Consider the following 18,431-nt stretch of genomic DNA (forward strand, 5'->3'; position numbering starts at 1 on the left):
GCTACTATTAAGTTTATCCAACCATTAAAAATTGGAATATAGTAGATGGTTTACCATATTTTTTAATTAAATATTACTTCGTTAAAAAATTATGAACTTAATTCTTCTAGATAAAATCAGTTCTTAAAAATAATGTTTGAAGACAAAAATAAAAGCTAGTGCCAAATCACTGCCAAGAAATAAGGTAAATGTTATGTATATTTGCGGTATTACTTGAGGCTTAAAAACAAAAAAGACCTTACATTGCTGTAAAGTCTTTTTAAAAAGCTCCCTCTCTTGGGCTCGAACCAAGGACCCTCTGATTAACAGTCAGATGCTCTAACCAACTGAGCTAAGAAGGAAAGTGTGTTTCACTTTTAAAGCGGTGCAAATATAAGGCTTAATTTTTTTGAAGCAAATAAAATCTATAAAATTTTCAATTTATTTTATCGCCCAAAAACCGCCTTGTAAATATCATTCCCATTGGCAAACAACAACAAGGTGATAAGTAGTATGAAACCAACCATTTGGGCGTTTTCAAGGAATTTATCACTAGGCTTTTTACCACTTACCATTTCGTATAATAAGAAGATTACATGACCTCCATCGAGTGCAGGAATAGGCAATAAATTCATTACTCCTAACATTATCGACAATAAAGCGGTAATATTCCAGAAAACTTCCCAACTCCAAGTACTAGGAAAGATGTCAAAAATGGCTTTAAATCCACCCACGCCTTTGTAAGCGCCAGTGTTTGGATTAAAAATCGCTTTTAGTTGTTTTCCGTAACCTACTAATTGACTAACTCCCTTTTCTATTCCCACAGGAAAAGCTTCAAAGAAACCATATTCAAGCGTGCTGAATTTATAAAGACCTAGTTTTTCGAAGCTTTTAACAGACAAAGAACCGGTGATTATGCCTAATTCACCTTCTTTATTGATTTTAACTTTTAAAGCAACTTCTTTTTCGTCTCTTAATACAACAGCATCAACTGCCTGGTTTTTATTTGCTTTTGAGAATGAAGTAACTTGATCATCATATCGAGTAGGAACCCCATTAAGAGATAGGATAATATCTTTAGGAAGAAGCACATTCAGGTTTGCTGAAGAATCAGAAACTTCTCCCACCACTAAGGGTTGTCTCAATCCAATAAAAGGACGTTTTTCGCCTTTCAAGACTTTATCAATCAAATCGACAGGAAAATTAAGGGTTTGTTCTTGTCCGTCACGAACAATTAATGCCGATTTCGAAAACAAGACCTTCATTGGAACTTCATCAAAACGAATTATTTTTTCTCCATCAATGGCGATTATTTTATCTCCTGTCTTGAATCCTAATTCTTCTCCAACGGTACTTGTAACAGCAATTCCATCTTTCAATTCAGAATTATTAAGATACATGTCGCCGTAAGCATAGGCCATCCCAATATAAATAATAAAAGCCAAGACAAAGTTTACAAATACACCACCTAGCATAATAATCAATCGCTGCCAAGCCGGTTTGGAACGGAATTCCCATGGCTGTGGAGGCAAGGCCATTTGTTCCTTGTCCATGCTTTCGTCGATCATCCCTGATATTTTTACATAACCACCAAGCGGTAACCAACCAATTCCGTATTCGGTTTCGCCAATTTTCTTTTTGAACAAAGAATATTTAACGTCAAAAAACAAGTAGAATTTTTCTACCCTTGTTTTAAATATTTTCGAAGGAATAAAATGTCCTAATTCGTGAAGTATAATAAGTAATGATAAGCTCAATAAAAATTGAGAAAGCTTGATAACTATTTCCATTTTTTTGTCATTGCGAGGAACGAAGTAATCCCATCCTCTTATTAATTTAATTTGTATAGCGGACAAAAGTAAGGCTTTCTATTTTAGTTGCAAAGATTTACTTTTAGGGAAGACAATAAAAATTTGTTAATAATTGCCTCTTTTCCTTTTTTACTTTACCATATGTATCTTAACTTTACTTTTTGTTACAAATTCCTGTGTAAATTTGAACCGTTCTACTCTTAAAAACTAAAAGCATGTCTTCCCAATTATTTTATAAACTGCAAATAAAAAGTCTCACTTTCAAAAACCGAATTGCCATTTCGCCAATGTGCCAATATTCTGCCCAAGACGGCTTTGCCAATGATTGGCATCTAGTACACCTAGGCAGTCGAGCCATTGGCGGCGCTGCTTTGCTTCTTCAGGAAGCGACTGCGGTTTCTCCCGAAGGACGAATTTCTCCCGGAGATTTAGGGATTTGGAAAGACGAACACATCGAAAAAATGCAATTCATCAACCGATTTATTGTATCCCAAAATGCGATTCCAGGAATTCAATTGGCACACGCCGGAAGAAAAGCGAGTGTCGCCATTCCGTCGAAAGGGAACTATAAACTAGACGAAACTAATGGCGGCTGGAATACCGTTGCGCCATCGGCAGTTTCTTTCCATACCAATGAAAAACCTCCTATTTCATTAGATAAAATGGGAATCCAGAAAGTAATTACCGATTTTAAATCGGCAACTAAAAGAGCATTAAAAGCCGGTTTCGAAGTGGTCGAAATTCACGCGGCCCACGGTTATTTGTTACATCAATTTCTTTCGCCTTTGTCTAATTTCAGGACCGACGAATATGGCGGAAGTTTCGAAAACAGAATCCGTTTGTTGCTCGAAGTTCTCGAAGCGGTTCAATCCGAATGGCCTGCGAATCTACCACTATTCATCAGAATCTCAGCTACAGATTGGGCTGACGGCGGATGGAATAGTGACGAATCAGTACAACTTTCGAAGATTGTAAAAGAAAGAGGAGTGGATTTAATAGACGTTTCTTCTGGCGGATTGGTATCGCATCAGCAAATTCCAGTGGGACCCAATTATCAAGTTTCTTTTGCCGAAAGAATCAAAAAAGAAACTGGAATTTTAACCGGAGCAGTAGGTTTAATAACCGAATCTGAACAAGCGGAAGCAATCATAGTTGCCCAAAAAGCCGATTTGGTTTTGTTCGCCAGAGAATCCTTGAGAAACCCATACTTGGCGTTGGACTTCGCCAAAGAATTGGGTGTCGATGTGCCTTGGCCGATACAATATGAAAGAGCAAAAATAAAATAACATCTAATAATCTTTGTCAAAGTCTTGAACTTTGACAAAGACGTTACAGCTTTTTAAGAACAAACAAAATGCATAAAATAAAAACAGCACTATTGTCTTACGGAATGTCGGGAAAAGTTTTTCACGCTCCTTTTCTAGAACTGCATCCCGGTTTTGAACTGCTTGGTTCTTGGGAAAGAACTAAAAAATTAATACAACAAGATTATCCCGAAGTCATAAGTTATCCAACTTTTGAATCTATTTTACAGGACAAATCCATTGATTTGGTTATTGTCAACACGCCTGTTGGAACACATTTCGAGTATGCCAAAAAAGTCCTGCTTGCCGGAAAACACGCTATAGTCGAAAAAGCATTTACAACCACGGTTGCCGAGGCACAGGAATTGGCAGCTTTGGCAAAAGAGAAAGGATTGAAATTGTCCGTTTTCCAAAACAGGAGGTGGGACAGCGATTTCAAAACCGTAAACAAAATTATTTCCGACAATGTGTTGGGCGAAATCGTCGAAGCCGAATTTCATTTTGACCGTTACAATCCCATTTTGAGCCGAAAAAAACACAAGGAAACGGCAAATCCAGGGGCAGGAATCCTGAAAGATTTGGGGCCACATTTAATTGATCAGGCCTTGTTTTTATTTGGTTTACCAAAAGCTGTTTTTGCCGATATTAGAAACTTGCGCAACCATTCATTAGTCGATGACTATATCGACATTTTGCTTTATTATCCTGATTTTAGAGTGCGATTGAAAGCGAGTTTTTTCGTTCGCGAAGCTATTCCTTCTTATATCATTCACGGGAAAAAAGGTTCTTTTCTAAAATCGCGTGGCGATGTGCAGGAAGACGATTTAAAATTGGGAAAGAAACCAAATTTAACTACTTGGGGAACAGAATCCATTCAAAATCAAGGGCTTTTGCACTCAGAAATCAATGGAGAAATCATCAAAGAGAAAGTGCCAACGCTTCAAGGGAATTATTACGATTTTTTTGATGGCGTTTACAAATCCATCATCAACAAAACTACTGAAGCCATAACTGCCCAAGATGGTGTAAATGTTATGATGATTATTGAAGCGGCGATTCAAAGCAACGAGCAAATGAAAACAATAACGATATAATCTTCAACCAACAGCATCAAAGGAATAAAATGAAGACTAATTATCGTAATTTTGACACTTTTAATTTTAATTACCATTCGTTTTGATAGATTTTAATTTTATTGGTCGTTTTAAAACGAAAGGAGAATACAAAAAAACGTATCAAAATGTCAAAGCTTCCTATTTGACTAGAATTCGTTGGGCAGTTTCGATATTTTATTTCGGAATGGGATTGTGTTTTGCTACATGGGCAAGTCGAATTCCAAGTATTAAAACCGCATTACACCTTAGTGACGGCGAATTAGGAACGATTCTACTTTCCTTGCCATTGGGTCAGTTGACGATGATGTTTTTTTCAGGAAAGCTCGTCACCCGTTTTGGCAGTCACCGCATTCTTCCTTTTTCTATTTTGATGTATGCTTTTAGTTTAACTAATTTGGGACTGGCGCAAAACGCTTGGCAATTGGGTCTTGGATTATATATTCTTGGAATTTTCGGAAATTTATCTAACATAGCCGTAAACACTCAAGGCATTTATACCGAAGTGCTTTTCAAAAAAACAATTATGTCTTCTTTTCATGGCGTATGGAGTTTGGCTGGATTCACGGGAGCTTTAGTGGGTTTGGGAATGTTGTCATTAAAATTGGGGACGTATACTCATTTTTTAATCGTAGCAACATTCGTTCTTGTATTGGATGTTTTTAATTTTAAATTCTTGATTAAAGCTAAAGAAACCATTCGAACTGAAAAGAAAAAAGGATTTCGAAAACGGGATAAGTCATTAATTTTGCTGGGAATAATTGGATTTTGCAGTATGGCCAGCGAAGGAATTATGTTCGATTGGAGCGGCGTGTATTTCAAAGATATTGTCAAAGTTCCGGGACCATTGGTGGTTTTGGGCTACGCTTCTTTTATGATTATGATGGCGAGCGGGAGGTTTTTTGGAGACGGATTAATCAATAAATTGGGTAGAAAACGAGTGATGCAAATTAGTGGCATCGTGATTTCATTAGGCTTGTTTACCGCGGTACTTTTTCCGTTTATAATTCCGGCGACCATCGCTTTTATGGTTGTGGGATTGGGTGTTTCTACCATAATACCTACTCTTTACAGCATTGCAGGAAAACACCCAACAATCCCTACCGGCGAAGCATTAACGGCAGTTTCCAGTGTAAGTTTTCTGGGTTTTTTGCTAGGACCACCTGTCATTGGTCATATTGCGGAACTATTTGGTTTGCGGTTTTCATTCGCCTTCATTGGCATTTTTGGATTTTTAATAGCGTTGATGGTGTCAAGAATTAGGGCGATTGATTCCGATTCTTAAAAAGCAACTAATTATTATAAACCTACAACACATAAGTCCCTAGCAAATGATTAAATTTGTAGCTTATTCAAAAACATGTTAGAAAAAGAAACAATAAATTTCGAAAAAACCGCAATCGTTGGCATTGTTACCCAAAATCAAAGCGAAGATAAGCTCAAGGAATACCTTGACGAATTGGAGTTTTTGACCTTTACCGCCGGTGGTGAAGTGGTGAAGCGCTTTTCGCAAAAAATGGAACGCCCTAATCCCAAGACTTTCGTTGGAACCGGAAAAATAGAAGAAATCAATCTTTTTGTGAAAGAAAATGAAATTTCGACTTTGGTATTTGACGATGAATTAACGCCGTCGCAACAAAAAAATATTTCCAAAATTATAGATTGCAAAATACTAGATAGAACGCACCTTATATTAGATATTTTTGCCCAAAGAGCCGAAACTTCTTATGCCAGAACGCAAGTAGAACTGGCACAATGCCAATATTTATTACCCAGACTTTCAGGAATGTGGACACACCTTGAACGCCAAAAAGGAGGAATCGGGATGCGCGGTCCCGGGGAAACGGAGATTGAAACCGACAGACGAATTGTTCGCGATAGAATAGCACTTTTAAAAGAAAAAATAAAAGCCATCGACAAACAAATGGGGACCCAAAGAAGCAATCGTGGCGCCATGGTTCGCGTGGCTTTGGTGGGTTATACTAATGTGGGAAAATCGACTTTGATGAATGCTGTTGGTAAAAGCGATGTTTTTGTCGAAAATAAACTTTTTGCGACTTTGGACACCACCGTTCGGAAAGTGGTGATAAAAAACCTCCCGTTTTTACTTTCAGACACGGTAGGATTTATTAGAAAACTGCCAACGCAATTGGTTGATTCTTTCAAAAGCACGCTCGATGAGGTTCGTGAAGCCGACTTGCTATTGCACGTTGTCGACATTTCACATCCGGAATTCGAAGATCACATCGCATCAGTAAATCAAACTTTATTAGACATAAAAGCGAATAACAAACCTATTATTATGGTTTTTAATAAAATTGATGCCTACAAACATTTGACCATTGACGAAGACGATTTAATGACTGAAAAAACACCAAGACATTCCACGCTCGAAGAGTGGAAAACAACTTGGATGAATCGTGTAGGCATGCAAAATGCGTTGTTTATTTCGGCAACAAATAAAGAAAATTTCGAGGAATTTAGAGAACGAGTATACGAAGCCGTCAGGCACATTCATATTACTCGTTTTCCATACAACAAGTTTTTGTATCCAGATTATAAGGATGCTGTTGAAAAAGAAGAATAAAAAAATCCCTTTTGAGAATATTTTAAAAAGAGATTTTTGGTATAAAAAGGGTTATTTTTTCTTAAAAAGAGGTACTGCAGAACAAGCTTCGCCATACATAATACTTCGGGCAAAAGGCTGTAAATAATGCGCTGCTAGAATATAAGCACGCATCGGGACAGGTTTTTTCGAACAACCTTTTATAATTACGGCCTTATTTTCATAAACCGAACAATCAATTTTTGAGAGTAACTCCTCGTATAAAGAGGAATCTAAATCTTCAACGGTTCCGTTCACAATTTTCTTTGCAAAAGGAGCTAATTGTATGGCAACCAGGATAGAAGCCCAAGCAGGAACAATCGCGTCAGTGCTGCAATTTATGGACACATATTGATCTTGGTATTGTGACCAATTGTGATTTTTCAGATGTTCTCTAAAGTCTTTCTCCTTCAATAAAAAACCTTCAAGAAGCCAAACAGAAATATCTATTTGAGTCCGTATTCCCTTTGGATATAAGTCTTCAAGATCAAAAACCTCCAAAGCGCTATTGGCTACTTTATTTACAATTTCTTCCATTTTAAATCTGAAATCAAAAATCGTTAATCATCAATCGAAAATCTACAGCATTCCCAGTTCCAGTTTTGCTTCTTCGCTCATTAAATCTTTGCTCCAAGGCGGATCGAACGTAATTTCTACTTCAGCACCTTTTACGTGATCAATAGATTTCACCTTTTCTTCTACTTCTCTTGGTAAACTTTCCGCAACGGGACAGTTAGGCGAGGTTAATGTCATCAGGATTTTTACTTCAAAATCCGTACTAACCATTACATCGTAGATCAAACCCAATTCATAAATATCTACGGGGATTTCTGGATCGTAGATGGTTTTTAGTTTTGCTACAATTTCAATTCCCAATTGGTTGGTGTCTATTACTTGTTCCATGTTTTTTTATTTTTTTGCATCGAATGCCAATGCGTACATTTTTATATTTTTTATCATGGAAACTAATCCATTAGCGCGTGTAGGGGATAAGTGTTCTTTTAATCCTATTTTGTCAATAAAATCCATATCGGCATTCAAAATAGCGATTGGACTTTGGTTTGAAAAAACCCGTATTAATATGGCAATTATTCCTTTGGTTAAAATGGCGTCACTATCAGAAGTGAATACAATTTTGTCATCTTTTTGTTCACCGTGTAACCAAACTTTTGACTGGCATCCTTTAATAAGATTTTCACCAGTTTTAAATTCTTCCTCGATTAAAGGCAAGTTTTTACCCAAATCGATAATGTATTCATAGCGTTGCATCCAATCGTCAAACATCGAAAACTCGTCTATTATTTCTTCTTGTATTTCTTTTATTATCATTATTCTTTTTTAGCAAATGAGTTTATTTTATCAACTAATTTTTTTATCTTATCTGGTGGAAATCCATGATCGAAAGCCGTGGTTCCAAAAGCCCTGTCCTTATAAATAACTTTTAAATTAGCAATTGCCGCACCATCATGAAAACGTTTTTCAGTTGGTGCTTTCAAACTCGCTAAACTGTCCAATTTGATAGTTTCGAAATAGCCAACCAATTCCTTCCAGTCTTTACTCGAAATTTTTGTTGCAACGGATTTATCGTTTCCACTTCTGTCTTTCGAAACAGTTACCATTTGGTTTTCAATCGTTATCTTCTGATAAAAACCACGAGTGTTGGCGGTATATTCCAAAACGGCTTCTTTTAAGTCGTTTTGGGATTGACTCGAACAGCTTTTTCCAAGGAAAACAGTCAAAAACAGCATTGCAAATAGTTTCATAATGTATTGCTTTAGGATAACATTAATTTTGCTTTTTTTACTGCTTCTACCATAACGTCAATTTCTTCTTTGGTATTATAAAAAGCAAATGAAGCCCGAATCGTTCCTGGAATTTTAAAGAAATCCATTATGGGTTGCGTGCAATGATGCCCAGTTCTCACAGCTATTCCTAATTTGTCTACAATAGTACCAATATCATACGGATGAATCCCTTCAATATTGAATGAAATCACCGAGGTTTTTTCTTGGGCTGTGCCAAAAATTTTCAAACCTTCGATTTCCAATAATCGTTTAGTTCCATATTCTACCAATTCTTTTTCCTGTTTTTGAATGTTGTCAAAACCAACGGAATTCAAGTAATCAACAGCTGTTCCCAGCACAATTCCTCCGGCAATATTAGGCGTTCCGGCTTCAAATTTATGCGGTAAATCAGCATAAGTAGTTTTTTCGAAAGTCACTTCCTTAATCATTTCGCCTCCGCCTTGATAAGGAGGTAATTTGTTTAACCAAGCCTCTTTTCCATATAAAATTCCCGTTCCTGTAGGACCACACATTTTGTGTCCGGAAAAAACATAAAAATCGCAATCTAATTCCTGAACATCGGGCTTTAAATGCGGAACAGCTTGCGCTCCATCAATCAAAATTACTGCACCAAAACGATGTGCTTTGTCAATCATATATTTAATGGGATTGATGGTTCCCAAAGCATTCGAAATATGATTCACCGTCACGATTTTGGTTTTATCCGACACTAATTTATCGAATTCAGTCATAATCAATTCACCATTTTCATTCATGGGAATTACTTTCAAAACCGCTCCTGTTTTCTCGCACAACATTTGCCAAGGCACAATATTGCTATGGTGTTCCATTGCCGAAACCAGAACTTCGTCCCCCGATTTTAACAGTGAGGCAAAACCATTGGCAACAGCATTAATTCCATGTGTTGTCCCCGATGTAAAAACCACTTCGTGGGCGAATTTTGCATTGATGTGATTTTGAATTTTGCCACGAGAAACCTCATAAGCATCAGTTGCTAACTGGCTCAAAGTATGCACACCGCGGTGAATATTAGCGTTGATTTCCTGATAATATTTCGCAACCGCATCGATCACGATTTGTGGTTTTTGCGATGTGGCTCCATTGTCAAAATAAACCAATGTTTTACCGTTTGCAGTTCGGTTAAGTATGGGAAAATCGGATCTAACTTTATTTATATCTAGCATTTTATTATTTAGAAAAAGTCTAAATACAAAAGTAATAAAACTTCGAGGGATTATTACCAAACAGATGTTAATAATTGTTATTGTTTTTTATCCACAGACCTGTCTGCCAATAGACGGGTTATATTGATTAAACAGATTTTCACAGATTTTCACAGATTTAAAGCTGTTTTATCCACGTTATCTGTGACCTATTTTTATTAAATTGCGGCGTTAAATCTTAATTAACTCTCGTTATGAAAAAAATATTCAAAATTCTTGGTCTTTCCCTTTTGGTGTTTTTAGTTTATTTTAGCTATACCACTTACCCTAAACTAGATTTAATTTCTGGTTTTTCAGCTAAGAGCTTGTCATCGGGTCATTTCATCGACAATCGCTCCCAGGAAATGATAGAAAATGGGGATAATGACATTGAGCTAATGGATTTAGCCAAAAACAAAATTGACGAAAAAGGAAAATTTGCGACTTCCTCTGTTTATGGATTGAAACAACGAAAAGCCATTTACCGCGAAGGTTTGGGAGCGACTTTAATTAACAGCTATTTTGATGCGACAAAACCTTATGAGGTTCCAAGAAGAACTAAAACAACAACTAATTTAGCTTTTCCTTATGGGAAAAAAGAACCAAAAGACACCACTTTTGCTACTATTGATTATGCCAAATTGAATGCGGCTGTCGCCAATGCTTTCGATAAAAACGGACAAAAAACGAAAAGAACGCGCTCGGTTTTGGTGATTTATAAAGACCAAATGATAGCCGAAAAATACGATACGGGGTTTCATAAAGATTCCAAAATATTGGGTTGGTCCATGACTAAAAGTATCACCAGTGCGCTATTTGGAATCATGCAAAAACAAGGAAAAATAGATATTTTTAAACCCGCGCCAATTGTCGAATGGGCAAACGACGAACGGGCAAAAATAACCATTGCCAATTTGCTTAATATGAATAGTGGTTTAGAATGGGATGAAAATTATGACGGCATTTCTGATGTGACCAAAATGCTTTTTCTTGCCGAAAACATGAGTCAAACTCAACTTCAAAAACCGGCGCAATTTAAACCCAATTCGCATTGGAATTACTCTTCAGGCACAACTAATTTACTTTCAGGAATTTTGAGAAATCAGTTCAAAACGCACCAGGAATATTTAGATTTTTGGTATTCAGCATTGATTGATAAAATTGGGATGAACTCGATGATCGTCGAAACGGATATGACAGGAAATTATGTAGGTTCGTCTTACGGTTGGGCTACAACTAGGGATTGGGCGAAATTTGGGCTGTTGTATTTACACAAGGGCAATTGGAATGGAGAACAAATTCTAGACGAAAGTTGGATAAAATTCACAGCAACACCTACAAACACATCAAGCGGAAATTATGGCGCACACTTTTGGCTTAATACCGGAGGAAAATTCCCTGACGTGCCCAAAGACATGTTTTATTGTAGCGGGTATCAAGGGCAAATGGTAGCGATTTTTCCAAACCACGATTTAGTAATCGTGCGAATGGGTTTAAAAGAAGATCCCGAGTTTGATTTTAACGGAATGTTGAGTGGGATTGTGGGGAGTTTGAAGAAGTAAATTTTCCCAAAAACACACAAAGTAAAAAAAGCAAAGGTCTCAAAGCGGTATTAAACTTTGAGACCTTTGTGTAACTATCCAAGACCTTTACAATTAAACATTACAAATCAAACCCCATTTTCACACCTAATTTCGTAGCGATGATTTTGGTAATTCGTTGTTTTAATTCTGGTATTTTGATACTTTCGATTACGGCGTTCGAGAAGGCATACATCAACAAAGCTTTGGCTTCTTTTTTAGGAATTCCGCGGGCTTGCATATAGAACATTGCTGTTTCATCGAGTTGTCCTATGGTACAACCGTGAGAACATTTTACGTCGTCAGCAAAAATTTCTAGTTGTGGCTTTGCATTTATCGTTGATTTGTCTCCTAATAAAATATTGTTGCTTTTCTGAAAAGCATTCGTTTTCTGCGCTTCTTTTTCCACGAAAATTTTTCCATTGAATACCCCTGTCGAACGACCGGAATAAATTCCTTTGTAATCTTGGTGGCTTTCGCAATTGGGAGTAGAATGTTGTACCAAAGTATAATGATCTACGTGTTGCTTTTCGCCAATAATCGTAATTCCGTTGAGGTTGCTGACAATTCTTTCACCAAAATGATAAAAATTCAGATTGTTTCTAGTTAGGTTTCCACCAAAACAAAAAGTATTTACAGACACATTGGTTTCTTGTTTTTGAGAAACATAAGTATTGTCGATTAGATTGGCTTCAAGGTTGTCATTTTGAATTTTATAATAATCAACAATAGCGCGTTTTTGTGCAAAAATCTCCGTAACCGAATTAGTCAAAACGGGATTTTCATTTAAACTTTGATGTCTTTCGATGATTTGAACATGTGAATTTTCGCCAACAATTATCAAATTCCTAGGTTGTACCATAAGGGCTGCTTCATTACCTGTTGAGAAATACATAATCTCTATAGGTTTTCGAACCACAATGCTTTTTGGGATATTCACATAGGCTCCTTCATTTGCAAAAGCCGTATTTAAAGAAGTTAAACTTTCCTCTTTATTGGCAATTTTATTGAAATAGTTGTCGATAACCATTTTATATTTTGGCTTATTCAACGCTGATGACATAAGGCAAACATCAATTTCTTCGTGAGTTGTTGATGATAAGAACGAATTAAAAATGCCGTCAATAAAGACAATTTTGTAGGTGTCGATTTCGTGGATAAAATATTTTTTTACATCAGCAAATTCCACTGTGTTTTCGTTTTTTGGAAACACGGTAAAGTCATTTTTTAAGATGGCATTTAGCGAAGTGTATTTCCAGGATTCCTCTTTTTTTGTTGGGAAACCTTTGTTTTCAAAGTTTTTTATAGCTTCGGAACGTACATCATGAAGTTCGGAATGAACATCAATGCGCTCTTCAAAAGCCATAAAAGAGGATAGTAGTTTTTCTTTCAATTCCATATTCTTTATTGTTTAAAGTTTAAGGTTTAAAAGTTTAAAGTTCTCGTGCGAACTTTAAACTCTAGACTTTAAACAAATTTTATGCTTCTTGTTCTTGTTTAATCCAGTCGTATCCTTTTTCTTCTAATTCAAAGGCCAATGAAGCATCGCCCGATTTTACGATTTTTCCGTTGTACAAAACGTGAACAAAATCAGGAACGATGTAATCTAATAATCTTTGGTAATGCGTGATTACGATAATGGCGTTTTTGTCACTTTTTAATTTATTTACACCATTGGCTACAATTCTCAAAGCATCAATATCAAGTCCCGAATCGGTTTCGTCAAGGATGGCGAGTTTTGGCTCCAGCATTGCCATTTGGAAAATTTCATTACGTTTTTTCTCTCCTCCAGAAAAACCTTCGTTTAACGAACGAGACAAAAACTTTCGGTCTATTTCTAGTAATTCCGATTTGGAACGAATGAGTTTCAACATTTCGTTGGCAGGCATTTCTTCCTGTTTGTTCGCCTTGCGGGTTTCATTGATGGCAGCTCTCATAAAATTCGTAACCGAAACTCCAGGAATTTCGACAGGATATTGGAATGAAAGAAAAACACCTTTGTGCGCCCTTTCTTCGGGAGCCAAATCAGAAAGGTCTTCTCCGTCTAAAAAGATTTCTCCTTTGGTTACTTCGTAGTTTTCGTTTCCTGCAATGATTGAAGCAAGTGTGCTTTTTCCGGCACCGTTTGGTCCCATAATCGCGTGAATTTCTCCCGCTTTTACTTCAAGGTTGATTCCTTTTAATATTTCTTTGTCCCCAATAGAGGCGCGTAAATTTTTTATTGATAACATTTTTAATGTGTTTTATACTTTGTTTATGATTATCCTACTGAACCTTCAAGTGAAATTTCCAACAATTTCTGTGCTTCCACCGCAAATTCCATTGGCAACTTGTTCAAAACATCTTTACTGAAACCGTTTACGATTAACGCGATGGCTTTCTCGGTTGGAATTCCGCGTTGGTTGCAGTAGAATACTTGGTCTTCACCAATTTTACTTGTCGTGGCTTCGTGCTCTATTTTGGCAGATGGGTTTTTGCTTTCGATGTAAGGAAAAGTATTGGCGCTGCAATTATTTCCCATTAATAAGGAATCACATTGCGAAAAGTTCCTTGCATTATCTGCATTTGGACCCACTTTCACCAATCCTCTATAACTATTATGTGATTTTCCTGCAGAAATTCCTTTGGAAATAATCGTTGATTTTGTGTTTTTTCCAAGGTGAATCATCTTGGTTCCTGTATCTGCTTGTTGAAAATTAGTGGTAACCGCAATCGAATAAAATTCACCAACTGAATTATCTCCTTTTAAAATACAAGATGGATATTTCCAAGTTACCGCTGAACCCGTTTCGACTTGCGTCCAAGAAATTTTTGCATTTTTCTCGCACAAACCTCTTTTAGTTACGAAATTGAATACTCCTCCTTTTCCTTCTTTGTTTCCGGGATACCAGTTTTGAACAGTCGAATATTTTATTTCAGCATCGTCCATTGCAATAAGCTCCACAACGGCTGCGTGCAACTGATTTTCATCACGGCTTGGCGCCGTACAACCTTCAAGATAGGAAACATAACTGCCTTCATCGGCAATAAGCAATGTTCTTTCGAATTGACCGGTTCCGGCTTGATTAATACGGAAATAAGTCGATAGTTCCATTGGACAACGAACGCCTTTTGGAATATAACAGAACGAACCATCAGAGAAAACGGCTGAATTTAAGGCTGCATAAAAGTTGTCTTTTTGTGGAACAACCGTACCAAGGTGTTTTCGAACCAATTCAGGATGTTCTCGAATAGCCTCTGAAATTGAACAGAAAATTATTCCTTTTTCATTTAGGGTTTTCTTAAATGTTGTCGCCACCGAAACGGAATCGACCACGATATCCATGGCAACATTATTCATCATTTTTTGCTCATCGACAGATATTCCTAACTTTTTATACATCTCTAAAAGTTCAGGATCTACATCGTCTAATGATTTATTAGGGTCAATAGCTTTTGGCGCAGAGTAGTAGGAAATAGCCTGAAAATCAGGTTTTGTATAATGCACATTTGCCCATTCTGGCTCGGTCATTTGTTCCCAAGCACGAAAAGCCTCAATGCGCCAATCGGTCATCCATTGAGGTTCTTCTTTTCTGTGTGAAATCGCGCGAACAATGTCTTCGTTCAAGCCAATAGGAAAAGTATCCGATTCTATATCCGTATAAAATCCGTACTCGTATTCTTTGCTTTCGAGTTCAACTCGTAAATGGTCTTCGGTGTATTTTGACATTTTTTATTTTTTAAAACCATTAAGAAATCAAGTCAATTTAGGCTTAATTGACTTGATTTCTTAATAGTTAAAATCATTAATTTTTTAAATTATAAAGAAAAACTTTCCCCACACCCACAAGTTCTACTTGCATTTGGGTTATTGAAAACAAACCCTTTTCCGTTTATTCCTCCAGAAAACTCTAAAATTGTTCCTGCTAAATAGAGAAAAGATTTTTTCTCCACGGCAATTGTTATTTCGTTATCCACGAAAATTTTATCGTCTTCCCCTTTGATTTTGTCAAACTTCAAATCGTAAGACAAACCAGAACAACCACCGCTTTTCACACCAACTCTCACATAGTCGATTGCAGCATCAAAACCATCGTCTTTCATTAAATCGATGATTTTCTTTTTGGCAATATCAGAAACTTTTATCATTTGTGCTTTTTTATTGATTGTGTTGGAAAACGGAATAGATAAATTAGTCATTTAAATTCTGGCATCCTTAAACTTTATTTTCAATAGATAATTTAGATTTTAAAAAGACAGCTTCTGTTTTGCTTGTTTCGTGCTTATATAGAATTTGTCTAAATAAAGAGCAAAGGTATTACATTAAATGCTTTTTGTCAAATAACATAACATTTTTATAACTATAATTGGATAGAAAAATTTGATTTACCCTCTTTTTTAAGCAAATGTATTCCTTAACTTTGTATCCTACCGAAATAACAATATTAAGCAATGAAACTATATCCTATTGAAACTGGTAATTTTAAACTTGATGGCGGAGCAATGTTTGGCGTTGTGCCAAAGACAATTTGGAACCGAACCAATCCTGCTGATGAGAATAATTTAATTGATATTGCCGCACGCTGTCTGCTCATCGAAGACGGAAATCGGTTGATTTTAATCGATAACGGAATGGGCAACAAACAATCCGATAAATTTTTTGGGTATTATTCGCTTTGGGGAACCCATTCTTTGGATAATTCCTTGGCAAAACAGGGCTTTCACCGCGACGACATTACCGATGTTTTTTTAACCCATTTGCATTTTGATCACTGCGGCGGAAGTGTACAGTGGAACAAGGACAAAACCGGTTATGAAGTTGCGTTTAAAAACGCCAAATATTGGACTAATGAAAACCATTGGGAATGGGCAACAAAACCCAATCCTCGCGAAAAAGCCTCTTTTTTATCTGAAAACATTATTCCAATACAAGAAAGTGGACAATTGAATTTTATAAAAATTCCCGATGGCGATTTTGCCGAAAAAACGGAACTTGGTTTTGGGGTTTTTTTTGTAAACGGTCACACCGAAAAAATGATGATTCCGCACATCAAATATCAAGACAAGACAATTGTTTTTTGTGCTGATTTATTGGCTACAGCCGGCCACATTCCCATACCTTATGTAATGGGTTATGACACAAGACCATTGTTAACAATGCCCGAAAAAGCAAAAATTTTGAATACTGCTGCGGATAATAATTACTATTTATTTTTGGAGCACGATGCACACAATCAAATCGTAACCGTCGAACAAACCGAAAAAGGGGTTCGTTTAGCAGCTGTGCTTAGTTGTGATGAAATCTTTAAATAGTGTTAATTTTGTTTCTAATTATAACAAAACAACTTATATTTAGGCAAAATTTATAAATTACACAAAATCCCAAACAATGAATAAAATTAAATACACTTTTGTGTCCATTTTTGCAGTCTTAGTTTTGACTGGTTGTGGCGCGTCAAAATCCGTTTCTACTCTTTCATCGGTACAAGAAACAGCGCCATTAAATACGATTAAAAAATCCGCAATTAGTGAGGAGAATCTAAAACGCTGGAGCCATTTAGACATTGTCAAAGACACAATACCAGGAATGAGTGTGGATAGGGCGTATGCCGAACTACTTAAAGGAAAAAAAGGAGTAAAAGTTATCGTTGGAGTTGTGGATTCTGGAGTTGATGTTGAGCACGAAGATTTAATCTCGGTGATTTGGACCAATAAAAAAGAAATTCCAGGAAACGGAATAGACGATGATAACAACGGATATATTGACGACATTCATGGATGGAATTTTCTGGGTGACATTACCAAAGAAAACCTAGAATACGATAGGATTCTAAACAACAAAAATGGTGTTGATGAAGCTACTTATCAAGATGCGAAAGCGGTTCACGACAAAAAAGTAGCTGAAAGCAGTAAAGGAAAAGTTCAATTAGAAAAAATTTTGGAAGAAACAACAAATGCCGATGCAATTTTGGTAAAACATTTTGGAAAACCTGGATACTCTGTTGCGGAAGTAAATGCAATTGAATCTCTAGATTCGATATTAAAGGTTAGCAAAAGCATGATGCAAAGAATGCTTTCCTTTGGAATGAGCGTGCCAGATTTAAAAGCGGCAATTCAAAAAGATTTAGATGCAAGCATCGCTTCCCTAGACCAAAACGCCCCAATGGTTAATTACAGAGAGATTCTTGGAGACAATCCAGAAGACATTACCGATACAAAATACGGAAACAATAACGTTATGGGGCCAGACAAAAAAGAAATTATGCACGGAACTCACGTTGCCGGAATAATTGCCCAAGTTAGAGATAATGGATTAGGTGGTGATGGCGTTGCAAACAATGCAGAAATTTTAGTGGTTCGCGCCGTGCCAGATGGTGATGAATATGACAAAGATGTTGCGCTTGGAATTCGGTACGCAGTTGATAATGGAGCAAAAGTAATCAACGGAAGTTTTGGAAAAGCCTTCTCACCTCACAAACAATGGGTTTATGATGCCATAAAATATGCCGAAAGTAAAGACGTATTGATTGTTCATGCGGCAGGAAACGATGCGAAAAACTTAGATTTTGAAAATAATTTTCCAAATGATTCCGATGATAAAAAAATAGAATTTGCCGACAATATGATTACAATTGGGGCATTAAATTTTGAATATGGAAAGAAAATTGTCGCCAGATTTTCCAATATTGGAAAGTTAAACGTTGATGTTTTTGCGCCTGGAGTAAAAATTTACGCCTCGACTCCAGACAACACCTATAGGTACCTACAAGGAACGTCAATGGCTTCGCCAAATGCGGCAGGAGTTGCAGCGTTAATTCGTTCTTATTATCCAAAGTTATCTGCTCAACAAGTAAAACACATCTTGATGGATTCTGGCGTGGCAATTACAGCGGATGTGGTGGTTGGAGGAAACGCAAAAGACGTCCGATCATTTTCAGATTTATCTAAATCAGGAAAAATTGTAAATGCTTACAACGCGTTGTTAATGGCCGAAAAGTTGTCAAAAAACAAATAATTAATTTTTAATTTCAAAATGGAAGGACTAAAATCCTTC

Annotated in this window: 17 protein-coding genes and 1 tRNA gene; 7 read left to right on the forward strand and 11 right to left on the reverse strand. The window is 36.6% G+C overall.

Features of this window, described 5'->3' with window-relative positions:
• Positions 1–267: 267 nt before the first annotated feature.
• A tRNA-Asn gene (locus AABM59_RS07650) sits at positions 268–341 on the reverse strand.
• Between the two features lie 84 nt (positions 342–425).
• Positions 426–1,769: an RIP metalloprotease RseP gene (rseP, locus tag AABM59_RS07655; protein ID WP_338408373.1), complete on the reverse strand. Its 1,344-nt coding sequence runs from the start codon at positions 1,767–1,769 to the stop codon at positions 426–428.
• A 236-nt stretch (positions 1,770–2,005) separates the two neighbouring features.
• Between rseP and AABM59_RS07660 the strand changes: the two genes are divergently transcribed.
• The 4 genes from AABM59_RS07660 (at position 2,006) to hflX (ending at position 6,793) form a co-directional block, all read left to right on the forward strand.
• A complete protein-coding gene (locus AABM59_RS07660) occupies positions 2,006–3,076 on the forward strand; it encodes an NADH:flavin oxidoreductase/NADH oxidase (RefSeq protein ID WP_338408374.1) in 1,071 nt (356 codons plus the stop codon).
• 68 nt (positions 3,077–3,144) lie between these two features.
• Positions 3,145–4,188 carry a Gfo/Idh/MocA family oxidoreductase gene (locus AABM59_RS07665; protein WP_338408375.1) on the forward strand — a complete coding sequence of 348 codons (1,044 nt, stop codon included), beginning with the start codon at positions 3,145–3,147 and terminating at the stop codon, positions 4,186–4,188.
• 82 nt (positions 4,189–4,270) lie between these two features.
• Positions 4,271–5,491 (forward strand): MFS transporter, encoded by a 1,221-nt coding sequence (locus tag AABM59_RS07670; protein ID WP_338408376.1) that lies wholly within the window; start codon positions 4,271–4,273, stop codon positions 5,489–5,491.
• A 75-nt stretch (positions 5,492–5,566) separates the two neighbouring features.
• The gene (gene hflX, locus AABM59_RS07675) at positions 5,567–6,793 is read left to right on the forward strand and encodes a GTPase HflX (protein WP_338408377.1); all 1,227 of its coding nucleotides are present in this window, start codon (positions 5,567–5,569) and stop codon (positions 6,791–6,793) included.
• A gap of 51 nt (positions 6,794–6,844) precedes the next feature.
• On the opposite strand, the gene AABM59_RS07680 is transcribed toward hflX, so the two are convergent.
• From AABM59_RS07680 to AABM59_RS07700, 5 genes are read right to left on the reverse strand one after another with little or no spacing between them, the layout of a single operon-like run.
• Positions 6,845–7,348 carry a DUF2480 family protein gene (locus tag AABM59_RS07680; protein WP_338408378.1) on the reverse strand — a complete coding sequence of 168 codons (504 nt, stop codon included), beginning with the start codon at positions 7,346–7,348 and terminating at the stop codon, positions 6,845–6,847.
• A gap of 42 nt (positions 7,349–7,390) precedes the next feature.
• Complete coding sequence (locus AABM59_RS07685; protein ID WP_338408379.1) at positions 7,391–7,714, reverse strand: DUF59 domain-containing protein; 324 nt, start codon at positions 7,712–7,714, stop codon at positions 7,391–7,393.
• Between the two features lie 6 nt (positions 7,715–7,720).
• Positions 7,721–8,140, reverse strand: coding sequence for a SufE family protein (locus AABM59_RS07690; RefSeq protein ID WP_338408380.1), 420 nt, complete (start codon positions 8,138–8,140; stop codon positions 7,721–7,723).
• Complete coding sequence (locus AABM59_RS07695; RefSeq protein ID WP_338408381.1) at positions 8,140–8,574, reverse strand: hypothetical protein; 435 nt, start codon at positions 8,572–8,574, stop codon at positions 8,140–8,142. Before AABM59_RS07695 ends, AABM59_RS07690 begins: the two co-directional genes overlap by 1 nt.
• An 11-nt stretch (positions 8,575–8,585) precedes the next feature.
• The gene (locus AABM59_RS07700) at positions 8,586–9,800 is read right to left on the reverse strand and encodes a cysteine desulfurase (RefSeq protein WP_338408382.1); all 1,215 of its coding nucleotides are present in this window, start codon (positions 9,798–9,800) and stop codon (positions 8,586–8,588) included.
• Between the two features lie 233 nt (positions 9,801–10,033).
• On the opposite strand from AABM59_RS07700, the gene AABM59_RS07705 reads away from it, so the two are divergent.
• Complete coding sequence (locus tag AABM59_RS07705; protein WP_338408383.1) at positions 10,034–11,380, forward strand: serine hydrolase; 1,347 nt, start codon at positions 10,034–10,036, stop codon at positions 11,378–11,380.
• A 100-nt stretch (positions 11,381–11,480) separates the two neighbouring features.
• Here the strand turns inward: AABM59_RS07705 and sufD are convergent, their stop codons facing one another.
• From sufD to AABM59_RS07725, 4 genes are all read right to left on the reverse strand, one after another.
• The gene (gene sufD, locus AABM59_RS07710) at positions 11,481–12,797 is read right to left on the reverse strand and encodes a Fe-S cluster assembly protein SufD (protein ID WP_338408384.1); all 1,317 of its coding nucleotides are present in this window, start codon (positions 12,795–12,797) and stop codon (positions 11,481–11,483) included.
• A 79-nt stretch (positions 12,798–12,876) separates the two neighbouring features.
• Entirely contained in the window at positions 12,877–13,629 is a 753-nt protein-coding gene (gene sufC, locus AABM59_RS07715) for a Fe-S cluster assembly ATPase SufC (protein WP_338408385.1), read from the reverse strand.
• A gap of 29 nt (positions 13,630–13,658) precedes the next feature.
• Positions 13,659–15,107 carry a Fe-S cluster assembly protein SufB gene (sufB, locus tag AABM59_RS07720; protein WP_338408386.1) on the reverse strand — a complete coding sequence of 483 codons (1,449 nt, stop codon included), beginning with the start codon at positions 15,105–15,107 and terminating at the stop codon, positions 13,659–13,661.
• Between the two features lie 89 nt (positions 15,108–15,196).
• Positions 15,197–15,526, reverse strand: a complete 330-nt coding sequence (locus tag AABM59_RS07725) for an iron-sulfur cluster assembly accessory protein (protein WP_338408446.1) — start codon at positions 15,524–15,526, stop codon at positions 15,197–15,199.
• Between the two features lie 303 nt (positions 15,527–15,829).
• On the opposite strand from AABM59_RS07725, the gene AABM59_RS07730 reads away from it, so the two are divergent.
• Positions 15,830–16,690, forward strand: a complete 861-nt coding sequence (locus AABM59_RS07730) for an MBL fold metallo-hydrolase (RefSeq protein ID WP_338408387.1) — start codon at positions 15,830–15,832, stop codon at positions 16,688–16,690.
• A gap of 76 nt (positions 16,691–16,766) precedes the next feature.
• The gene (locus tag AABM59_RS07735; RefSeq protein WP_338408388.1) at positions 16,767–18,392 is read left to right on the forward strand and encodes a S8 family peptidase; all 1,626 of its coding nucleotides are present in this window, start codon (positions 16,767–16,769) and stop codon (positions 18,390–18,392) included.
• Positions 18,393–18,431: the final 39 nt, after the last annotated feature.

It is taken from the genome of uncultured Flavobacterium sp. (assembly GCF_963925185.1).
GTDB lineage: Bacteria > Bacteroidota > Bacteroidia > Flavobacteriales > Flavobacteriaceae > Flavobacterium.